Raw genomic sequence first — 21,621 nt, forward strand, 5'->3', positions numbered from 1 at the left:
CGAAGGTGTCGACCATGACCCGCTATGAGGTAACTCCACAGGATCTTCAGCATCCTGCGGACACGCTGGCGGTATACTTTAACCTGAAAGACGCCACGCTACGCACCCGTACCGATGCCCGCTATGGGATCTATCTGGCCGAATCATCGACCGTGGTGCGCCGGGCGTTGATGGCCGGGCACACCCCGCGCTCCTTTCTGCTGGCCCACCGGTACCTGGACTCCTTTGCCGATGTGTTGGCGGCGTACCCCGAGGTGCCGGTATTCACCGCCGATGACGACCTGCTTGCGGCACTGACCGGATTCCATCTGCATCGCGGGGCGCTGGCGGCGATGGAACGACCCGCACCGAGGACGTTGGAGGCGGTCACCGGGAAAGGCACCCGGCGGGTGATCGTGGCCGAAGGGGTCAATAATCATACCAATGTGGGCTCAATTTTTCGCACCGGCGCGGCATTGGGCTGGGACGCGGTCATTCTGACTCCCACCGCAGCCGATCCGTACTATCGGCGCGCATTGCGGGTGTCGATGGGCGCGACCTTCACGTTGCCCTTTGCTCGGGTAACCCATACGGTCTCGGCGATCCAGCGACTGCAGGCCCAGGGGTTCACCACGATCGCGTTAGAATTGACCGATCAGGCCCAGGATATCGGTGATCCGATGTGGCAACATCTCGATCGGCTGGCTTTGGTCCTCGGCGCTGAAGGCCCCGGAATCACCCAACCGACCCTGGAAACCGTGGATGCCCACGTGCAGATCCCGCAGCACACCGGGGCCATCGAGCACACCGGGGTCGACTCGCTCAACGTCGCCCACGCGGCCTCGATCGCCATGTGGCAATTGCGCGCCCCATCGCTCTGATCGGCCTGGCACGGCCCCAGCCCCAGCACTGACAGACCCGGCGTGATGTCGGTGTCGCCAGGGCCATTGGCCGTGCACGGTACCAACGGTGTATGATGAATAGCTGGCCCTGATGGGCTATTGCACGATGATTGATCGATCTTTCGTGTCCCTGGCAAAATCCAGGGACACCCAGCGAAGGAATCCTGATGAAAACTGATATTCACCCCGATTACCACTTGGTAATCTTCAACGATCTGGCCTCCGGCGAAAAAGTGCTGACCCGGTCCACCGTCACCTCCGAGCGCACCATGGAGTGGGAAGACGGCAACGAGTACCCGGTCATCGACGTCGAGATCTCCTCAGTCTCTCACCCGTTCTACACTGGTAAACAGCGCATTATGGACAGCGCTGGTCGTGTGGAGCGCTTCAACGCCCGCTTCAAAGGCTTCGGCGGTAAGAAGTAAGCTTGTTGATCAACTCGACGCTCAGATAGCTCCCATTCGGTCAGTTTCGACGACCGGGTGGGAGCTTTTGTTTACAGCCGGGAGCGGTCGATCTGTAGCTCGGGCACCGCGGTGAGCAACTGTTGTGTGTAGGGGTCGCGCGGCGCGGCGAAGATATCGCTGGTGGCCCCTTGTTCCACGCACCGGCCCCGATACATCACCGCCACCTGGTCGCTCATGTGCTCGATCACTCCCAGATCGTGGGAGATCAGCACCATGCTGGTCCCACGCGCGCGTTGAATCTCATCTAGCAGGTCCAGGATGGTGGCTTGGATCGAAACGTCGAGGGCGGACACCGGTTCGTCAAGCACGAGCACCTCGGGGCTAGTGGCCAGGGCCCGGGCAATAGCCAGTCGCTGACGTTGCCCCCCGGAGAGTTGGGCCGGGTTGCGGGAGGCCAATGAGGGGGCGAGCCTGACGCGGTTGAGTAGGTCGGTGACCTGGTCACGATAGCGTGCCCCGCGTCGGTGACGGCCACGGCTGAGCGCATCAACGAGGATATTTTCGACACTGTAGCGCGGATCGAAACTGGCCAGTGGGTTTTGATAGATCGCACCGAGCCGTTCCCGGTGGGCGCGTCGATCCGATTCGGTGGCGGGGGTAAACTGCGTCTGGCCGAGCCTGACGGTGCCGGCATCGGGTTCTTCCAACCCGAGGATGAGCCGGGCGGTCGTGGTTTTGCCGGACCCTGATTCGCCAACAATCCCTAGGGTGGTGCCTCGGTTGAGGCTGAAACTGACCCCGTCCACGGCGGTCAGAGAGCCGAAGGACTTGCTCAGCCCGTCCACGACCAGCACCGGGCAGGACTGCTGCTGGGTGGTTGTCGCTGAGGAGAGCTCTGGGCGGTCGGCTGGTTGTTTGGGGCGTGAGGGTTCGACCGTGGTCGGCGACAGCGGCTGGTGTCGGGGAACCCCGCGGGGCATCGCCTTGAGCAGGGTTTTGGTGTAGTCGTGTTCGCAGGCGGTGAGCATGGTCTCAGTGGTACCGGTTTCGACAATTTCGCCGTGGCGCATCACCGCGATCCGATCGGCTACCCGGACAACTTGGGCCAGATCGTGGCTGATCATCAGTACCGCGCGGCCCTGGTCCCGCATGGTAGCCAGCTGGTCGAGCACCACCGCGGTCAGCGGCGCATCGAGGGCGGTGGTGGCTTCATCGGCGATGACCACCTCGGGGTTTCCAATCAGGGCTTGGGCGATCAACACTCGTTGGCGCATCCCGCCGGAGAGTTGGTGGGAGTATTGTCGAGCACGTCGGTCCGGATCCGGCATTTTGACCGCTTCCAGGGCCTGGAGCACCCGGTCGCGACGCGTCGTGCGATCCAGCCAGCCGTGCCGGCGTAAGACGTCGTCGATCTCCCGACCGATGGGACGTAACGGGTCCAAGGCGGACAGGGCATCTTGGAGGATCATCGCGATCTGGTTACCGCGCAGAGCCCGCCAGTCCCGTTCGCCATAGGCCCGGGCGTCAGTACCGAAGATCTCCAGGGTGTCGGCGTGGACCGTGCCACCCGATAAGCCCATCAGGCTACGGGCGGTCACAGATTTGCCGGAGCCGGATTCACCCACCAGGGCCAAACATTCCCCAGCGTGCACGCTGAAGCTGATGCCTTGCACCGCCGGGGTGGCCGAAAAGCTGACGGTGAGGTTTTCGACGGTGATCAGCGGGTCGCTGGGTGCGGGGCGATCGACAGGTTCTGGGCGGTTGGAGCAGGGGAGGCGGTGTTGCATGCTAGAGGGTGACCTTTCCGGACGAATGGGCCGATCCGGCACCGATCCCGCGACCAATCAGGGTGGCTCCGGCGGCAACAACCACGATGGCTAGCCCGGGGAAGACGGTCATCCACCAGGCCAGGTTTAGGTAGGTGCGGCCACTGGCCAGCATCGCTCCCCATTCCGGGGCCGGAGGCGGGGTGCCCAGCCCTAAGAAGCTCAAAGCTGAGGCCCATACCACCGCTTGACCGATCCCGAGGGTGACCAGCACCATCAAGGTCCGCAGCGCATTGGGGATCAGGTGGTTGACGGTTTTGCGCACCGGTCCCCGGCCCAGTACCGTGGCTGCCTCCATCATCTCGCTACCGCGCAGGATCCGGATCTGGGAACGGATCAGGCGGGCGTAGCCCGGGGCCGTTGAGCAGCCCACAGCGATAATCGCCGGTTCGGGTCCGGGTCCGGTGAAGGCGATAATGATCAGAGCCAGCAACAGGGCGGGAACCGCGTAGAGTGTTTCCAACACGGCCAGGATGGCCTGGTCGATCCACCGCGGTCCTAAGGCCGCCAGTGAGCCCAGGACCAGGGCGACGCTCATGCCGAGTGCGGTGGCCAATAATCCGATCTGCAGCGAGTCGGCGGTGCCGTGAATGATGCGAGTGTAGATATCGCGGCCGGATTCATCGGTGCCCAGCGGGTGATCGACCGAGGGCGAGCTGAACGCTGCCGCTGGATCGACGGCCAGCGGGTTGCCGGGGGCCAGCACTCCGGGGAACACGGCAGCGACGGCGAGCACGCCGATGAAGATCGCAGAGAAGATGTGACCGGTGCGACTCACGAACGTCTCACCCCCGGTTCCGGCACCACGCTAGGTGCGATGGTCTCCTCGGCTACGGTGGCGGGGAGTGGACCGTCGGGGCTGTCCTGGTCGGGATGCTGATCCGCGCCGGCGGGATTGATGAGCTGCTCGGTAGCTTCGGCCAGGGCCATGACGACGATGTAGCAGACCGCGCACAGCACAGCGATGCCGGTCACTAGCGGGATATCGCGACTGAGTACCCCTTGTAGCAGGGCCCGTCCGATACCGGGCCGGGCAAAGACCTCTTCAACCACCACCGCCCCGGACAGCAACGACGAGAACGACCAACCCGACATATTGAGCACCGGCAAGATCGAGTGGCGCAGTCCGTGGGCGAAAAACACCTGCACGGTGCTCGCCCCACGGGCGCGGGCAGCCAACACGAAGGGGCTGGACATCGCCTGAGTGAGCGAGTCGCGCATCAGCTGGGCCATGAACCCAGACATCGGAATCGCCAGGGTTAGCGCCGGCAGGATAAGACCAGAGGCCCGACCGTTATCGATCGAGGGGAGCAGACCCAGGTTGGTGGAGAACACGGTGATCAATACCGCGCCGAGCCAGAAGTGTGGCACCGCGGCTGCGATGATTTCTAACAGACTCGTCATCCACCGGCTGGCCCGGCCACGACCGACCGAGATCAGCGACAAGACCAATGCCAGGAGCCACGCGGTGAGCAACGAGACCACGGCCAACAACAGTGTCTGCGGGAAGACGTCGCCGATGATCTCGGTCACCGGGTCCTGATAGGAATAGGACACCCCAAGATCACCGCGGAGCAGATTGCCCAGAAAAATCAGGTACTGTTCGACCAGTGGGCGGTCGAGACCATATTCGGCACGGGCCATATCGAGTGCTTCGGCCGAGGCCTGGGAGCCGGGCCCGCCCATAATGGCTTCAGCCGGATCTCCGGGGATCGCCCGCACCCCGATAAAGATCGCGGTCACTACCAGCCAGAGCACCACCACGGCGCGGACCAGTTGGCGCACCAACCAGGTTCCGAGGGGTTTGAGCACAGCGGAGGGCCTCCTCATCAAGCCACCCCGGCCTCGTCACGCGCTGACCGGTGGCCGATTGTTTTACTGCGCATCAACAAAGACGCTGTAGTACAGCGGGTTCGCGACCGCGTTGGTATCACCCATACCGCCGACGTCGGCCCGATAGAGGAACTGGTTCTGTTGGTTGTACAACGGCAACACGTAGTAATCCTCCAGGATGCGCCGCTGAGCCTGCTCGTACAGATCGGCCCGCTCTTGCTCATCGGTGGTCTGTTCGGCATCCATCAACAGCTGGTCAATCTCGTCATCAGTGACCTGGGCGTTATTGGCGAAATATCCCGACGGTGCCGGGATCGTGCCCTCGGAGTGGTAGAGAATCCGCAACACCGACGGACCTACCTTGGTGTAGGGGGCCGAAACCAGATTGTAGTTGTGCTCACCCAGCGCAGCGTACCAACTGGACAGGTCAAGCAATTCGATCTGGACATCGAAGCCCACCTCCGCGGCGGTGGCCTGAATCTGTTCAAACAGCGACTGCTCGGCCGGCACGGACTGGTTGGTGGAGACCGGGAAAGTTAATTCCAGGCGTTCGCCATCTTTGGTGCGAATCCCGTCGTCATCCTTGGTGTCCCATCCAGCCTCGTCGAGCAACTGATTGGCCCGATCGACATCCGGGCTAAACAGCTCTTCGGCGGAGATGCCCAACGGTTCCACCGAGCTCAACAGCGAGTAGCTGCGGTCAACCGTGTCGAAGAACAGCCCATCGATCGAGGAGTTGATATCCAGGGATTTGATGAACGCCTCGCGCACGGCGGGATCATCAAAGGGCGCCTTGGCGGAGTTCAGCTCGAGGCGGTTCGATGATCCCGGACGGGGTGCGTCGAGATGGCCGAAGGTGCCGGTATCGATGGCTTGCCGGACGTTATCGGGCTGGGGATTGTCGATCACATCGACCTCGCCGGATTCCAGGGCGGCATAGCGGGTGGATGCTTCGGGGATGAACCGCCAGATGATCTCATCCAGGTAGGCTTGGCCGTCGTTGTCTTCGGCTCGGGCGTCCCGGCCCTCATCGCGGTTGGGGAGCACGTAGTCGTCGTTGCGTTGCAAGATGATCTGCTGTTGCCGATCCCAGGATTCGACGACGAAGGGCCCGGTTCCGATCGGTTGTTCACAGATCTCATTTTCGGTCCGGTCCAGGGACTCCGGAGAGTGGATCGCGGTCCACTGCATGGCCAGGGATTCCAGCAAGGAGTTATCGGGGCGGGACATGTGTAGCTCGGCGGTCCGATCATCAACGACGTCCACAGACTCGACCTGTTCGACCCCCAGGTACCCGGTCGAGGACTTGGTTTCGGGATCCTGCAGGTGCTCGACATTGGCCTTGATAGCCTCCGAGGTCAGCGGGGTGCCATCCGAGAACTGGATGCCTTCGCGCACGGTGATCGTATAGGTCAGCCCATCATCGGACAGCTCGGCGGACTCGGCCAACCACGGAATGATCTCGTCGTTCTCATCGCGGGTGAACAGCGTCTCCAAGAACTGGGAGGAGACCAGGGACTGCGGATAATTGCCCCCATTATGCGGGTCCAGGCAGTCGGGTTCGGCATCACCGGTCGCATAGGTCAGCGTGCCACCGACAACCGGTTCGCGGTCTTCATCGGCGGCCGGCCCGGAGTTATCACCGGAGCAACCGGCCAGGATCAGCGCGCTGAGTGGCAGAGCGCTGAGCAGGGCGCGTCGTGAACGGGAACGATGTGAACGATGGGACATGAGGGGGTGTGCTCCAAGATCTGTGATGAGAGTAAACCTAATGTTGGCACGAACTTAATACCGAACTCCAACGTATCGTATGTCCCGGTGTCACGTCAGAAGCGACGTCACAGCGGTCACACAGGGCACTCATGCATCCGAGTCTGGACGGGGATCGTGGCCGGATTTGTCTGAGTTGTCTGTCTCTAAGAGGGGGAAGAATCCCGTGCCCTGGTAGCCGTCCTCATCGGTGGTCCGGCGCGGGCCCGCAGGGCGGGAGTCTAGGAAGGCCATAACGCAGGCCATCACCGCGCAAAAGACCATGATTACGGCCATGGGGTTGGAGATTGCTGAGGCGGCTCCTGCCATGGCTTCTCCAAACATTACGCCGACCACAGAGGACGTGCTTCCCGGGGCGTCGGGCAGGAAGAAACCAAGCACCAGACCGCAACCCAGTGAGATCCCCAGCCAGCCCAGACTTCGGCTGGGAACGCGGGTGCCTCGCAGATGCGGAACCGTCAGCGTGAGTATTCCGAGGATAGCCAGCACGGGCACCAGCGTGAGTGCGTAGATCACACTCAACGCTCCGGCGGTGCCGATCAGCACACGAGAGAGCCCGACCCATGCCACCACCATGATAAGTGCCACCCAGGTCAGTCCCACCAGACCGGGACGCGGCGGATGGGGACCGGTGGTCATCTGGGAGGAATCTTCGGCCATGCCTTCGAGGTTACCGGTCAACAGCGTAGGCTAGAGATGTGAGCGAAAATCATGACAAAGTCCAGCAGTCCCGTTCCGCCGTCCACGGTGCCACCCAAGATTTTCACGGGGAGTTTAAGGTCCCCGGGGGAAAACTCGTCGTCGCCGATCTGCAGGTGGCCGACGGTGTCATCACCACCATGAACCTCAACGGGGATTTCTTCTTGGAACCCGATGAGGCCCTAGCCGAGATCAACCGGGCCCTGTTGGGCTTGCCGGTGGATGCCTCGCATGCCGAGCTGGCCAGTGCGGTCAATCACGCGGTGGCCGAAGGCACGGTGATGTTCGGTTTTGATGCCAATGCGATCGCCACCGCGGTGCGTCGTGCCACCGGTTATGCCACCCGGTGGGAGGATCACCAGTGGGAGGTCATCCGCCCACAGGTGATTCCGATCCAGACCCAAGTGGCCCTGGACCAGTTGCTCACCGAGGATGTGGCCGCCGGACGCACCCGCCCGGCGATGCGGTTGTGGCAGTGGCCCGAAGATCAACCCTCGGTGGTGATCGGCTCCTTCCAGTCCTACTCCAATGAGGTCGACCCCCAGGCCGTCGACGAGCACGGGATCACCGTGGTGCGTCGCGTCTCCGGTGGTGGGGCGATGTTCATGGAAGACGATAACTGCCTAACCTACTCGCTGTACTTACCGACCTCGCTCGTCGATGGGATGAGCTTTACCGACTCGTACCCGTTCCTGGATTCTTGGGTCATGGACGCATTGGCCTCCACCGGGGTAAAGGCGTTCTACCAGCCACTGAATGACATTGCCACTCCAGAGGGCAAGATCGGTGGGGCAGCGCAAAAGCGATTGGCTGCTGGGTCAATGTTGCACCACGTGACGATGAGTTACGACATTGATGCCGAGAAGATGACCCAGGTGTTGCGCATCGGCCGAGAGAAGATCTCTGATAAGGGTGTTCGTTCGGCCAAGAAGCGCGTGGATCCGCTCCGGCGCCAAACCGGTCTCAGCCGGCAACAGATCTGGGACGTGCTGATCAACACCTTTGCCGAGCACTACCAGGCCGAGGTGCGGGACCTCACCGATGAGGAGATCACCCGTGCTGAGGCGTTGGCGGCCGAGAAGTTCTCCACCGAGTCCTGGACCCACCGGGTGCCTTAGGGCCAGCTGGTGTGCGGGGAACCGCCGATGTGGACCCGGCCGTTGAGCGTTTCTTCCTTTTCCAAATCGGTCAGGATCCGGCTAAGGATCCACAACTCGATGAACAGCGCCACGACGGTGGCCCCCAGACCCCACCAGGGCCCCGGGGTCAGCCCGGCGACCAGATAGCCGACCAGCCCGGCCCCGGCGGCCACGGCTGCGTAGGGTAGCTGGGTGCGCACGTGGGTGATGATGTTGGCCTGGGACCCGGTCGAGGACAGGATCGTGGTGTCTGAGATCGGGGAGATGTGGTCTCCTAGCACCGCCCCGGCCAGTACCGCGCCCAGAGTGACCATCAAATGGTCATCGGCACCCAACGAGACCACGATGGTTCCAGCGATCGGGATCAACAGGCCGAAGGAACCCCACGAAGTGCCGGTGGAGAAGGCCATAAATCCAGCCACCAGGAACAGCATCAGTGGCAACCACTCGACCCCCAGGGTGGAGTCGCTGATCAGCTCGGCGAGGAATTCACCGGTGCCGAGCACTTCAATCAGGGCGCCGAGCATCCAGGCGAGCATGAGGATACCGATCGCCGGGGTCATGGATTTCAGCCCGGCGAACACGCCACGACCCAGCGCGCGGGCAGAATGGGAGAAAGATGTGTCGGTGCCGGTGTTGCGGATGTAGTAGAACAACGCGACGATCATACCCAACAAGCCGCCGAGTACCAGCGATTCGGTAAGCATCGTTTCACCGAGCGCATCGATGGGGTTCAGCGCACCGGATTCCAGCCAGCCGGTAACATACATCAGGCCGATCACGCTCAGGGTCAACACCACCAGGGGGACCACCAGGGTGGATACTCCGGCCGTTTTCGCACTGGGAAGGTCTTCATCCAATTCGCCGGGGATCAGTTCTCCGTCCCGGTAGGGTTTACCTTCGGTGATTGCCCGGCGCTCTTCAACCCGCATACTGCCAAGGTCTAGTTGTAGCGCGACGACGGCGATCACCAGAATGACTGCGGCGATGGCGTAGTAGTTGGACACCGCGGCCCCGAGGAAGAGCACCACGTCGTTGAATCCCAGCGTGGAGGCGGCAATGACGGGGGAGAGTAGCCCGATGATGCTAGCGCCCCAGGAGGAGAAGGGGACCAACACGGTCATCGGGGCTGCGGTGGAATCGACGATATAGGAGAGTTTTGCGCGGGAGACCCCGAACTTATCGGTCACCGGCCGAGCAACCTGGCCGACGGCCAACGCGGAGAAATAGTCGTCGATAAACAACAAGAAGGCCATACCCAAACTGAGGCCTTGGGCGCCACGGCGGGAGCTGATCTTCGTGCTGACCCAATGGGAAAAGGCTCGATTTCCCCCGGCCATCATCATCAGGGTGGTCATCACTCCCAGCTGCCACAGGAAGATCACAATAAAGAGGTTATAGGTGTCGAACTCCCCGTCGGCCCAGAACTGGGCCGCAAAAGCTTCCCAGACCGCCACCAGAAACTCAACCGGATGAAAGTTGGCGACCAGCAGGGCGGCGAGCACGAGACCGGATGCCAGCGAGGTCACCACCCGACGGGTAAGGATGGCCAACACGATGGTCAGCACGGGTGGAAGGATAGTAAGCCAAGGAAGTTGTTCAACCATGAGTGATGAGTCTTTCGGCGCGTGAGCGGACCTCCACGGCCCGCACGCGTGGGACCGCGAGAAAACTATTGCCGGTTATTATGCCACCGTTTGGCCTGGGCGTATAGCTCACAACGCAGATCTTCGGCCAGTTCGGTGATGACCCGACGCAATGCGGCCGGGGCATTGCGGTGCTCCGTCAACCAGCTGGTGCTTTGTGCCAGGAGCCACTGGGAGTCCACGAGCTGACTGGTGTTGTCCTGATCCGGCTGAGTTGCTTGTTGAAAGGAGCCGGTGAAGTCCTGGTGACCGGGGTACAGTCCGGTGATGGTCCGGGAGGCCAAGCCGTTGGACCGGTCAGACCAGATGGACTCAAGGTGATCGCGCAGACGGTCCCAGGTGTTGTCGAGGACAGCCTGTCCGCTGATACTCACCCCGTGGGCGATGGCGGTCAGCTCGTGGTTAGACAGGGCCGTGCCGTGATCATCGGTACCGGTGAGTACCTGATCGACGAAGCGATGTTGCTGTTCGACCTCGGGCAGGGCAGCGCGGGCGGTGAGATAGTGGATTCGGTTGGCGGCCGAGACGTGTTGGTCCAGTTCACGGTCTAGTCGCTGCTGGTCGACAGCACCGTGACTGGCGAGCGCGATTAAGAACTGCCAACGTAGCTCATCATCCACCCGCAGCCCGGGGGCGAGCCCAGAGGTGTGGACCGGGTCGCTACTGCCGAGCAGGACCACCAGGTCGCCACCGAGCTCAGGGAGGTGATGGGCGAGCCGGGCCAGGGCCCGGGCCGCATTGAGCTGACGATCGGAGCCATCACCGAGAGTTTCGAGTCCACCGGTCAGAGATTCGGCAAGACGGCGTCGGAGCTGCACACGCTGCCCGGTCGGTGCAAACCGTTCCAGGGCGGTAATCGCCTGGTTCAGCATCCGGGCATGGACGCCCACATCGTTGATCTGGGGGCTAATCCGGGCTACCCCGGCCACAAAGTCTTCGGCTGGAAGTTCGGCGTGGCGGACCATGGTCCACAGCGACGCCCAGGTGACGCCACTGGCGAGGTCATCTGCTATGGGGTAGGTCAGTGCGGCCGAGACCGAGGCCGGATCGAGCTGAAGGCGGGCGTAGGTCAGATCACGGTCATTGGCGAGCAGCAACCGGGGTGTGTGCGGGGCGCTGACCTGGGACTCGTGACCTTGCAGAGACACAGTGGTCTCGGTCGTGTCAAAAAAGACCGGTTCCGACAGGGCCCGGGTTAACCAGGTGGTGCCCCCGGTGGCGCGTTCCGGATTGGATTGGTAGATACCGACCTCGAGGGTGTGCGGGCGAAGCTGATCGTTGCCGGTGACCGGGTCGGTACCATGTTGGGTCAACGTGACACTACTGAGATGCTCGTCGGGGTGCAATCTCAGGGTTGAGAATCCGCTGGTATGCAACCACGCCTGTGCCCAGGCGGTGGTGTCGGTCCCGGCAACGCGACCCAGGACCTCCATGAAGTCCTTCAGGGTCGCGTTGCTGTAGGCGAAACGGTCAAAGTAGTCCCGACAGGCGGCCATGAAGTTGTCTTGGCCGATGAAGGCGACCAGCTGTTTGATCACCGCGGCACCTTTGGCATAGGTAATGCCATCAAAGTTTTGTCGGGCTGCCTCCAGATCGGCAATATCGGCCACGATCGGGTGGGTGGTGCTGTAGCGGTCCTGGAGGTAGGCCCAACCCTTGCGTCCGTGAGCGAAGGTGGTCCAGGAGCCCGGGAATTCGGTGGCCTCAGCCACGGCTAAGGCTCCCATGAAGTCAGCAAAGGATTCTTTGAGCCAAAGGTCATCCCACCATTTCATGGTCACCAAGTCACCGAACCACATATGTGACATTTCGTGCATCAGCGTGTTGGCCCGGGCTTGGTGTTGTGCGGTGGTGCTGGCAGAGGTGAAAATATAGTCCTCGGTGAAGGTCACCAGCCCCGGGTTCTCCATGGCGCCCAGGTTGTATTCGGGGACGAAGGCTTGATCGTATTTGTCCCAGGGGTAGCTGAAACCGAAGTGGTGGTGGAAAAAGTCCAACCCGCGTCGGGTGAGATCGAAGAGTTCCTCGGCATCAACAGCATCGGCCAGAGACTCACGGGCGAAGATCCGCAGTTCGATCGGTGCTGTGTCGGTCTCGGCGTGGCCTTGCCACCGGTCGGTGAACACACGATAGGGACCAGCCAGGAGGGTTGTGATGTAGGTCGAGATCGGCGCCGTGGCGGCAAAGCTCACCCGAACCATGCCCGGCTGGTCCAGCGTCGTGCGCTCAGTCTCGGGCTGGTTGGAAGCCAGCACCCACTGCTCAGGCCCGGAGAGGTGGAAGGTGAAGCGCGCCTTCAGGTCAGGCTGTTCGAAGGTGGGGAATACGCGACGAGCATCGGCGGGCTCGTATTGGGTGTAGAGGTACACCTGGTTGGTCTGAGGGTCTTGGAACCGGTGAAGCCCTTCTCCTGAGCGGGAGTATCGCGATCGCGAGGAAATGCTGACCTGGTGTTCGCCCGGGGCCAGCTCGGTGAGGACGATCCGGTTGTGACCAAGCATCTCCCCGGGTACGGCGACGCCGTCGACCAGGACCTGTGTCACGCTGGCGCCCAGGTAATCCAGGAAGGTGGTCACCGACGGTTGGTCACTGGTGACCTCGAGGTGGATCTGGGTGTGGACCGGGTAGTCGGGTTGGTCAAGATTTTCGGCGTCGGTGACATCGACGTCGACATCATAGCTGATCACTCGCAACATCTCAGCCCGTTGCTGGGCTTCGGCTCGGGACAATCGGGTGGTATCGGGGATTCCGTGAATGATCTGGGGCTGAGCAACGCTGTTGATGTCGACCATGTTCTCCATGCTAGACGACTGCCCAAGCGGTCCTGCAGGAATCTGGTCCGGGTTAGTCGAACGTCGCGGCGTGTCCCGATGGCAGAATGATCTGGTTCTTCGGCAGCACGGTCAGCCCGGAGTCAATCACGGTGAACCCCCGCCGGCGGTCTTCTTCAGGGTCCAACCCAATCGAGACACCCTCGGGGACCACGACGTTTTTGTCGATAATCGCGTCTTTGATTTGCGCGCCCTCACCGATCTGTACTCCGTCGAGGATCACGGAGCTCTCCACCCAGGCATCGTGCATGACCCGAACGTTGTGGCTGAGCACTGAGCGGGAGACGGTCCCGCCAGAGATGATAACCCCCTGGGAGACAATGGAATCCACTGCGGTACCGGGACGTTTTGAGGCCGAACGGACCAGCTTCGCCGGGGGAGAGACAGACTGGTGTGTGAAGATCGGCCAGTGTTCGTTATAGAGGTCAAAGTCCGGCCAGGGCTTGACCAAGTCCATGTGGGCTTCGTAGTAGGAGTCAAGGGTACCCACGTCGCGCCAGTAGTGATAGTCCGTGCCGGCACCGGGGACTTCATTGCGGGTGAAGTCATACACGCCGGCGGTGCCGGCTTCGACGAAGCGGGGGATAATATCTCCACCCATATCGTGTTTGGTATCGGCAAGCTTGGCATCACGGTTTAGAGCATCCACCAGGGCGTCTTTGGTGAACACGTAGTTACCCATCGATGCCAGGAAATGATTCGGGTCATCGGGAAGACCGTCGGTGGTGGCCGGTTTCTCCACAAAACGAGCGATCCGGGTCGGATCCTGGTCATCGGTCTCGATAACACCAAAGGAGGACGCCATTTCCACCGGCTGACGAACGGCTGCCACGGTGGCTTCAGCACCGGATTCGATATGTGCCTGCACCATCTGTTCGAAGTCCATCCGGTACACGTGGTCAGCACCGATGACCACCACAATGTCAGGCATGGCGTCCGAGATGAGGTTCATGGACTGATAGATCGCGTTAGCCGAGCCGAGAAACCACTGTTTACCGCGACGTTGTTGGGCTGGCACCGAGGCGATATAGTTGCTCAACTGCGTGGACAGTCGCCATGTCTCAGAAATGTGACGGTCCAGAGAATGAGATTTGTACTGGGTCAGTACCACAACCTGGAGGTAACCCGAGTTGACAATATTTGACAGGGCGAAGTCAATCAGGCGGTACTGGCCTCCAAAGGGAACCGCAGGTTTGGCTCGATCGGCGGTGAGAGGCATCAGACGTTTTCCTTCTCCACCGGCTAGCACAATGGCCAAAACCTTCTTTTTCACGAGTTCATCCCTCCAACGACGTACCACCAGAGCAGGGTTGACATCAACCGAGCCTGTGATTCGAGACTACCCAGCCACGAGGGTTTAACGCCATAGTTCTGGGCCGGACCCCCGTATCAATTCGGCGAATTTCCGTTTAGGGTTAGAGTGTGCGCATCGATATCGTGACCAAGGAATTCCCACCCGAAATCTATGGCGGAGCCGGTGTTCATGTTGCCGAGCTCACTAAAGTGCTGGCCCAACGTGTTGAGCTGATGGTTCACGCCTTCGGTACGGATCGCGATCCGAACTATCACGGGGCCACAGTCTCCTCGTATCCCACCCCTGCCGAATTGTCCGCAACCAACGGTGCGGTTCAAACGTTGGGGACCGATCTGACCATCCTCGATGATCTGGCCGGCACCGATTTGATCCACACCCATACCTGGTATGCCAATATGGCCGGTCACCTCGGAGGGCTCCTCCACGGGGTGCCCCACATTCTGTCCGCCCATTCGCTGGAGCCACTGCGACCGTGGAAAGCCGAACAATTGGGTGGGGGATATCAGCTGTCATCGTGGGCTGAGGCCACCGCGTATGCCTCGGCGGCTGCCGTGATTGCTGTGTCCCACGGGATGAAGAATGACATCCTGACCGCCTATCCGCAGATCAATCCGGGGAAGGTGCACGTCATTCATAACGGCATTGACACGCAGGTCTGGCAACCTCGCACCACCCGCAAGGTCCACCAGCGGCTGGGCATTGATCCGGAGGCTCCCACCGTGGTCTTCGTTGGACGCGTCACCCGTCAAAAGGGTGTGCCGCACCTCTTGCGTGCGATCCGTGAACTGACACCTGAGGTCCAAGTTGTCTTGGCCCTGGGGGCTGCCGATACCCCGGAATTGCAACACGAGGTGGATGATCTGCTCGCGACTTTGCAGAAAGAACGGCAGGGCGTGCACATCCTGCGCGGCATGACTCCGCGTGATGCCCTGCAAGAACTGCTCTCGGCCGCCACGGTTTTCGCCTGCCCGTCGATCTACGAGCCACTGGGGATTGTCAATTTGGAAGCCATGGGCTGTCAGACCGCTGTGGTGGCCTCAGCGGTCGGCGGTATTCCCGAGGTTGTCGACGACGGCACCACCGGGTTGCTGGTCCATTATCAAGATCGTGGGGATCAAACTGGGGAACCGGTGGATCCCAATGCCTTTTCCTCTGACTTTGCTACCGCGCTACAACAGGTGCTGGATGACCCGCAACGGGCTCAGAGCATGGGGGAGGCCGGTCGTCAGCGTGCTATTGAGCACTTCTCCTGGGAGGCCATCGCGGATCAGACCGTTGAGCTCTACCGCCAGGTGCTCAACGGCTAACTGGCTGGCGCGAAGACCGGCTGACGGAGTTGGGATCCGCCCGGCTTTCGCGACGACAATAGCCCCCGACCAGGACCGTTTCGGTCACTGCTGCGGGGGCTATTGTCTCAAAGGGCGAATGACGAGCTATCCGTTCTTTTGTTGTTTCGCAGCCTGCTTGGCGCGACGGCGGAGCACCTTTTCATGAATCGGTGCATCGCCAGAAGCACGCTGAGCACGGTAGTATTCTGCGGCCTCGTCCTGGCGTTGTTGCTCTACGCCACTGGTGATGTCCATACGCAAATTCTCCTGGGAGAATCCGAAGGCATCCACCAGTTGTTGAGCGTAAGGACGCAGGCGGGCCACCAAACGGTTGTTGTACTCACGTAGCACGCGGGAGCGGTGCTGGGAGATCCGACCGTTTTCGATGAACCACCCGAGATCGTTTTCGATGGCGCTGAAGGTGAACAGATTGCGCAACCAGGTCAAGATCGTGCGGGTATCGTCGTCCTTGGTGTTATGAACCACCTTGGTGAAGGATTCCCACCGGAGCAACTCGGCGTGGCACTTGGCGGCCTGGATGACCTCGTACTGGTTTTGGTTGTAGACCGCGGCCTGTTCAGCTTGAGACTTCTTAGCGACCGAGCGCAAGGCACTGGCGACCGAAGCGATCCGAGTCCGCACCCGGTCAGCCAGCAGCTCATGCTGAACTTCTTCGTTCTTCAGCCATTCACCAGCACGAATATCTGAGCCCAGATCCACCACCTGCTGCGCGACACGGCGCAGGCCCGAGCGCTGGTAGACGGCTTCATTGGCCTGCTCGACCAGGTAGCGACCCACGGTTCCGGCTGACTGACCGGCGAATTCTTTGGAGTAGTCGGTCAGCAAACGGCGTCCGACCAGTTGCAACAGCACGTTATTGTCGCCTTCGAAGGTGGTGTAGATGTCGAGGTCGGCGCGCAACTGTGTGAATCGGTTCTTAGCCAAGAACCCGGCACCACCACAGGCTTCGCGACATTCTTGCAAGGTATCCAAGGCATTCCAGGTGGTCGTGGGCTTGATAGCGGCCGCGAAGGTTTCCAGTTCCTGACGATTCTGATCGGAATCGTCTTCTGCTGAAAAGACCTCATTGAACTTCTCCAGCAGGTCATTAGAGACGAACATATCGGCGTAGGTGCGAGCCAGTCGGTCCAGCAAACGGCGCTGGTGCAGCTGGTAGTCCAGGATGAATTCTTCGTCGATATCCGAGGAGGCATTGAACTGACGGCGCTGGTTGGCGTAAGTGATCGCACCGGTCAGGCCCACCGCAGAGGCCAGCGAGCTGGATACCGACAACGAGACACGGCCCTGTACCAGGGTGGAGAGCATCGTGAAGAAACGACGGCCCGGGGAATCAATATCAGATGTGTAGGTGCCATCCTCTTCCACGTCGCCGTACCGGTTGAGCAGGTTGAAGCGCGGAATGCGCACATGGTCAAAGTGCAACCGGCCGTTATCGACACCGTTAAGACCGCCCTTATAACCGTCATCTTCACCGCCGACGCCGGGCAGGAAGTTGCCCTGCTCATCGCGAACCGGCACGAAGAAGGCATGCACGCCGTGGTTGACGCCTTTGGTGATCAGCTGAGCGAAGACCACCGCGGCCTTACCGTGCAGCGCGGCGTTACCCAGATAGTCCTTCCAAGCGGCCTTAAACGGGGTGTGGATTTCGAATTCGCCGTCTTCGGGAATATAGGTTGCGGTGGTCGCCACCTTGTCCACATCGGAACCGTGGCCGATTTCGGTCATCGCATAAATGCCGGGAAGCTCTAGGCTGATCACGTCTTCAAGCCACTTTTCGTGGTGTTTTTCGGTGCCCAGGTGCAGGATGGCGGCTCCGAACAGTCCCCACTGCACACCGGCTTTAATCTGCAGCGAGGGGTGTGCGTGGACGAGTTCGGAGAACCCAGCCACGTTGCCACCGTGATCGTCTTCGCCACCGAAGCGCTTCGGGAAGGCCTTCGAGATTAGATTCCTCTCAGTGAGCAACTTGAGTTGCTCCAGGTTGCGCGCCCGGTGCTCGGCCAGCGTGAGATCAATGGGGTGGTGTAGGTCAGCCGATTCAGCCTCTTTGCGCATCCACAGGTGTGCGTCGGACCAACGCCCCAACGTTGCTTTCTGGAGCTCGTCGGGATCGATGGTGAGTTTCTCGTCATCTGCGGGGAACGGGGTAATGCCCATGGTGATCTATCTCCTCGTTATTGGTGTTGGGATTTTTCAGATCGTGTGCTATCTGGTGTGTTGTCCGTAGGTTGTTGGCGTTTGGTCGGTGGGACCGTGCAGAGGCCACCGGCGGTGTGGCAGTCTCGAGCCCAAATAGTGTCGATGTTTAGGTCCGCACTCTCACTGCCCGAGGGGTAGTCGTCATCGGGGCGTTGAGGCCCTGGACGAGCCAGTGGCTCATCCGTTTGGCTAAATCGTCAGCCGATGGCACCTGGCGTCCGGCGCTCATATCAATCAACCATTTCTCGCCGGCGTTGCGGATAAATCCAACCGCAGCATAGGACCAGTAGCGACGAGCTGCCTGATCGGCGCCATTATCTTCCACAGGGAATTCCTGTTGGGCCCGCTGCTCGACGAGTTCGGCAGTCCGGGAGAAGAACTGCGAAACTTCGTGTTCGCCACGTGTCGAAAAGAAATAGACATTGGGGGAGGATCGGGCCAGGCGCAGATACACGGTGATCATCGTGTGCAACCCTTCCAGCGCCGTTTTGGGGGTCAGAATCGCTGTGCGCAGGGCGTCTTCCATGAAATGAATCGAGGCCTGCCCGACCGCAGACTGAAGTCCGAACTTATCGCCGAAATACCGGTAGAACACCGGTTTGGACGTTCCGGCGTGATGGGCAATATCGGCCATAGAGGCGTCCGGGCCCAGGTCGTGGACGGCTTCACGGGCGGCTTTGACCAGTTCGGCACGCCGAGCGCGACGGTGGTCGTCCCAACGCGTGGAACGGCCATCGACCGCGGCGGTTGTGGCGCTGGCCGCTCGGTCAGCACGCGCTACCGGACGTGGCGTAGCACGTCGGACCGGGTGCACAGAATGTGGGTGGTACTGACTGTTCACGGTACCGAGCGTATCAGGTAAGATCGGTTCTGAGTAATGCACGCCACGAAAATTTGCTGAAATCTGATGAAAGAGGATTCTCACCTCATGGCTGAACAACACACCACCGCTACCTCCTCACCTGCTGCTGTGGCTGGCGGCCCGCTCCGTCCGGCCGTGATCATCGGTGGCAACCGCATCCCCTTCGCCCGATCTCAGGGCGCTTATGCCACCGCATCGAACCAGGACCTGCTGACCTCTGCCTTAGAAGGACTCATTGCGCGCTTCGGGCTGCAGGGCGAACGCCTGGGCGAAGTCGTCGCCGGTGCGGTGATGAAGCACTCCTCGGACTTCAACCTGACCCGTGAATCGGTGCTAGGCACCGCCCTGGACCCGCACACTCCGGCCACCGAACTGCAGAAAGCGTGCGCCACCGGTTTGGAAGCGATCGGACAGATCGCCAATAAGATTCGGCTGGGACAGATCGATTCCGGGATTGGCGCCGGAACAGACACCACCTCGGATGCGCCCTTGGCTTTCAACCGGGGTGGACGCGCTGCGTTTATGAAACTGTTCCGGGCCCGGTCCACCAAAGACAAATTGGCCGCCCTGGCATCGTTGCGTCCCAAACACTTCGCCCCGCATGCACCCACCGCCGGAGAACCTCGCACCGGCTTGTCGATGGGGGATCACCAGGCGTTGACCACCCACGCCTTCGGCATTTCCCGTCAGGCACAGGACGAGTTGGCCTTGGCCAGCCACCAGAACTTAGCGCAGGCTTACGATTCCGGGTTCTTCACCGATCTGATGACCTCCTTCCGCGGTCTGAGCGAAGATAATAACCTCCGTCGAGATTCCAGCATGGAATCGCTGGCTAAACTCAAGCCGGTCTTCGGCAAGCAATTCGGTGACGAAGCCACCATGACCGCCGGTAACTCGACTCCACTCACCGATGGTGCCGCTACGGTGCTGTTGGGTACCGAACAGTGGGCTACCGAGCGCTCTTTGCCGGTCTGGGCCGAGTTTCTCGATTTTGAGTCCGGCGCCGTGGACTTCGTTGATGGCGCTGAGGGCTTGCTGATGGCCCCCACGCACGCGATCCCGCGAATGTTGGCTCGCCATGGTCTGCGCCTACAAGATTTCGACTACTACGAGATTCACGAAGCTTTTGCGGGCACTGTGCTGTCCACTTTGGCTGCCTTCGAATCTGATGAGTACTGTCGCGAAGTCTTGGGACTGGATGGCGCGTTGGGCGCCATCGATCGTAGCAAGCTCAATGTCCACGGGTCCTCCTTAGCCGCCGGTCATCCCTTCGCAGCCACCGGTCCGCGGATTGTGGCCAGCCTGTCGAAGACCTTGCACGCTCACGGGACCGGGTCACTGGGTCTGATTTCAGTCTGCGCGGCCGGCGGTCAGGGCGTGGTGGCCATCGTCAAGGGTCGCTAACCCCCGCCTGCTGCGCCACCGTCTGCACACCCCAGCTACACATACCAACACATACCAATCTGTTGACATAGAGGTTGATTGATGAGTACTAAACCCACTGATGGTTACACCGCTTTTGTCCAAAACCCGCTCGGCAAGAAAGTCACCGGTGCCCTGGGGTTGCCCCAGCCCACACCGCTGAAACGCTATGCCCCAGGTCAGCCCGTCGTTGACGGCCCAGCACTGATCATTGGCACGTCCCCGGTGGCTGAGGCCACCGCCAGCTACCTGTTCCACCTCGGTGCCGATGTCCGTCGCGACCGTGGCCTGAAGACGAGGTTCGCCGGCATCATTGTCGCTGTCGATGATGTAGATGATCTCTCCCAGCTCTCCGAACCGATCCTCGAGCTCGGTGCCAGTCTGCGCCAGCTGGATAAAAACGGTCGCGTGATCATCATCGGTCGGGATCCACAGGCAGCCCCGATCGCCGGTGATCCCCAACAGCTCGGTGTTCGCCAGGCAATCACCGGCATCACCCGCTCGGTGGCCCACGAAATGCGTTACGGCTCCACCGCCAATGGCATTCTCATCTGCGATGATGTGGTTGCCGATGCGCCCTCGGTGATGGGCGCGATCTCCTTTTTCCTCTCCACCCGCTCGGCCTATGTCTCCGGGCAGTTCTTGACCGTCACCTCCGACGCCGGAGCGCTACCGGCTGACGCCGATCAGCCCCTGGCCGGCAAGACGATTGTGGTCACCGGTGCTGCCCGCGGTATCGGGGCCGCCATCGCCGAGGTGCTGGCCCGGGACGGGGCCAAGGTCGTCGGTGTGGACGTGCCGGCCGCCGGTGAAGCGCTGGCACGGACCATCAACCGGGTCGAAGGCCTCGCCTTGCAGTTGGATATCACCGCCGAGGACGCCGGAGAGCAAATCCTGAGATTCGTCTCCGAGCGCATCGGTCGCCTGGATGGCATCGTGCACAACGCCGGGATTACCCGCGATAAGTTACTGGCCAATATGGACGCTTCGCGCTGGGATTCGGTGCTGGCCGTCAACGTGCAGGCTCCGTTGCGCATCAACGAGCAACTGTTGGCCGCTCGCGATACCGGCGACCCCGCAGTGGCCGGCAACCTCCACATCGTCTCGTTGGCGTCCACCTCCGGTATAGCCGGTAACCGTGGCCAGACCAACTACGCGGCCTCCAAGGCCGGGATCATCGGGTTCACCCAGGCTTATGCCGACCGGCTGGCTACCAACGGCGGCAGCATTAATGCGGTGGCTCCCGGTTTCATCGAGACCGACATGACCGCAAAAATGCCGACGCTCACCCGTGAGGTCGGTCGTCGCGTCAACTCCTTGAGCCAGGGTGGCCTGCCGGTGGATGTGGCCGAAGCGATCGGCTTCTTCCTTTCCGATCAGTCAGCCGGCATCAACGGGCGCACCCTGCGCGTGTGCGGTCAAGCAGTGATGGGGGCCTAGCC

The 21,621-nt window shown here is 61.2% G+C and carries 16 protein-coding genes; 6 read left to right on the forward strand and 10 right to left on the reverse strand.

Annotation, left to right across the window (positions count from 1 at the left end; translation table 11 throughout):
- Positions 1-14 precede the first annotated feature (14 nt).
- Complete coding sequence (locus QDX22_RS02565) at positions 15-860, forward strand: TrmH family RNA methyltransferase (RefSeq protein ID WP_279717966.1); 846 nt, start codon at positions 15-17, stop codon at positions 858-860.
- Between the two features lie 188 nt (positions 861-1,048).
- Positions 1,049-1,306: a type B 50S ribosomal protein L31 gene (locus QDX22_RS02570; protein WP_110100582.1), complete on the forward strand. Its 258-nt coding sequence runs from the start codon at positions 1,049-1,051 to the stop codon at positions 1,304-1,306.
- A 71-nt stretch (positions 1,307-1,377) separates the two neighbouring features.
- Here the strand turns inward: QDX22_RS02570 and QDX22_RS02575 are convergent, their stop codons facing one another.
- From QDX22_RS02575 to QDX22_RS02595, 5 genes are all read right to left on the reverse strand, one after another.
- On the reverse strand, positions 1,378-3,075 hold the full coding sequence (locus tag QDX22_RS02575) for a dipeptide ABC transporter ATP-binding protein (RefSeq protein WP_279717967.1): 1,698 nt from the start codon (positions 3,073-3,075) through the stop codon (positions 1,378-1,380).
- A gap of 1 nt (position 3,076) precedes the next feature.
- Positions 3,077-3,892: an ABC transporter permease gene (locus tag QDX22_RS02580; RefSeq protein ID WP_110100580.1), complete on the reverse strand. Its 816-nt coding sequence runs from the start codon at positions 3,890-3,892 to the stop codon at positions 3,077-3,079.
- Entirely contained in the window at positions 3,889-4,926 is a 1,038-nt protein-coding gene (locus QDX22_RS02585; protein ID WP_244924661.1) for an ABC transporter permease, read from the reverse strand. Before QDX22_RS02585 ends, QDX22_RS02580 begins: the two co-directional genes overlap by 4 nt.
- Before the next feature lie 63 nt (positions 4,927-4,989).
- Entirely contained in the window at positions 4,990-6,678 is a 1,689-nt protein-coding gene (locus QDX22_RS02590) for an ABC transporter substrate-binding protein (protein ID WP_279717968.1), read from the reverse strand.
- 129 nt (positions 6,679-6,807) lie between these two features.
- Positions 6,808-7,377 carry a hypothetical protein gene (locus tag QDX22_RS02595; RefSeq protein ID WP_279717969.1) on the reverse strand — a complete coding sequence of 190 codons (570 nt, stop codon included), beginning with the start codon at positions 7,375-7,377 and terminating at the stop codon, positions 6,808-6,810.
- A gap of 38 nt (positions 7,378-7,415) precedes the next feature.
- Between QDX22_RS02595 and lplAB the strand changes: the two genes are divergently transcribed.
- On the forward strand, positions 7,416-8,534 hold the full coding sequence (lplAB, locus tag QDX22_RS02600; protein ID WP_425248469.1) for a lipoate-protein ligase LplAB: 1,119 nt from the start codon (positions 7,416-7,418) through the stop codon (positions 8,532-8,534).
- Here lplAB and QDX22_RS02605 read toward each other — a convergent pair.
- The 3 genes from QDX22_RS02605 to glgC form a co-directional block, all read right to left on the reverse strand.
- Positions 8,531-10,162 carry a Na+/H+ antiporter NhaC family protein gene (locus tag QDX22_RS02605; protein WP_279717970.1) on the reverse strand — a complete coding sequence of 544 codons (1,632 nt, stop codon included), beginning with the start codon at positions 10,160-10,162 and terminating at the stop codon, positions 8,531-8,533. The genes lplAB and QDX22_RS02605 overlap by 4 nt on opposite strands.
- A gap of 65 nt (positions 10,163-10,227) precedes the next feature.
- Positions 10,228-13,002 (reverse strand): aminopeptidase N, encoded by a 2,775-nt coding sequence (pepN, locus tag QDX22_RS02610; protein WP_279717971.1) that lies wholly within the window; start codon positions 13,000-13,002, stop codon positions 10,228-10,230.
- Positions 13,003-13,045: 43 nt separating this feature from the next.
- Positions 13,046-14,305, reverse strand: a complete 1,260-nt coding sequence (gene glgC / locus QDX22_RS02615; protein WP_279717972.1) for a glucose-1-phosphate adenylyltransferase — start codon at positions 14,303-14,305, stop codon at positions 13,046-13,048.
- Positions 14,306-14,454: 149 nt separating this feature from the next.
- Between glgC and glgA the strand changes: the two genes are divergently transcribed.
- Positions 14,455-15,654, forward strand: coding sequence for a glycogen synthase (glgA, locus tag QDX22_RS02620; protein WP_279717973.1), 1,200 nt, complete (start codon positions 14,455-14,457; stop codon positions 15,652-15,654).
- 126 nt (positions 15,655-15,780) lie between these two features.
- Here glgA and QDX22_RS02625 read toward each other — a convergent pair whose 3' ends face one another.
- Together QDX22_RS02625 and QDX22_RS02630 are read right to left on the reverse strand one after the other, a co-directional pair.
- A complete protein-coding gene (locus QDX22_RS02625) occupies positions 15,781-17,853 on the reverse strand; it encodes an acyl-CoA dehydrogenase family protein (protein WP_279675093.1) in 2,073 nt (690 codons plus the stop codon).
- A 148-nt stretch (positions 17,854-18,001) separates the two neighbouring features.
- Positions 18,002-18,778: a TetR/AcrR family transcriptional regulator gene (locus tag QDX22_RS02630; RefSeq protein WP_279675094.1), complete on the reverse strand. Its 777-nt coding sequence runs from the start codon at positions 18,776-18,778 to the stop codon at positions 18,002-18,004.
- A 45-nt stretch (positions 18,779-18,823) separates the two neighbouring features.
- Between QDX22_RS02630 and QDX22_RS02635 the strand changes: the two genes are divergently transcribed.
- Both QDX22_RS02635 and QDX22_RS02640 read left to right on the forward strand, forming a co-directional pair.
- The gene (locus QDX22_RS02635) at positions 18,824-20,161 is read left to right on the forward strand and encodes an acetyl-CoA C-acetyltransferase (protein ID WP_110100573.1); all 1,338 of its coding nucleotides are present in this window, start codon (positions 18,824-18,826) and stop codon (positions 20,159-20,161) included.
- Between the two features lie 81 nt (positions 20,162-20,242).
- Positions 20,243-21,619, forward strand: a complete 1,377-nt coding sequence (locus QDX22_RS02640; protein ID WP_279673887.1) for a 3-oxoacyl-ACP reductase — start codon at positions 20,243-20,245, stop codon at positions 21,617-21,619.
- Positions 21,620-21,621: the final 2 nt, after the last annotated feature.

It is taken from the genome of Auritidibacter ignavus (assembly GCF_029853775.1).
GTDB classification, from domain to species: Bacteria; Actinomycetota; Actinomycetes; order Actinomycetales; family Micrococcaceae; genus Auritidibacter; species Auritidibacter ignavus.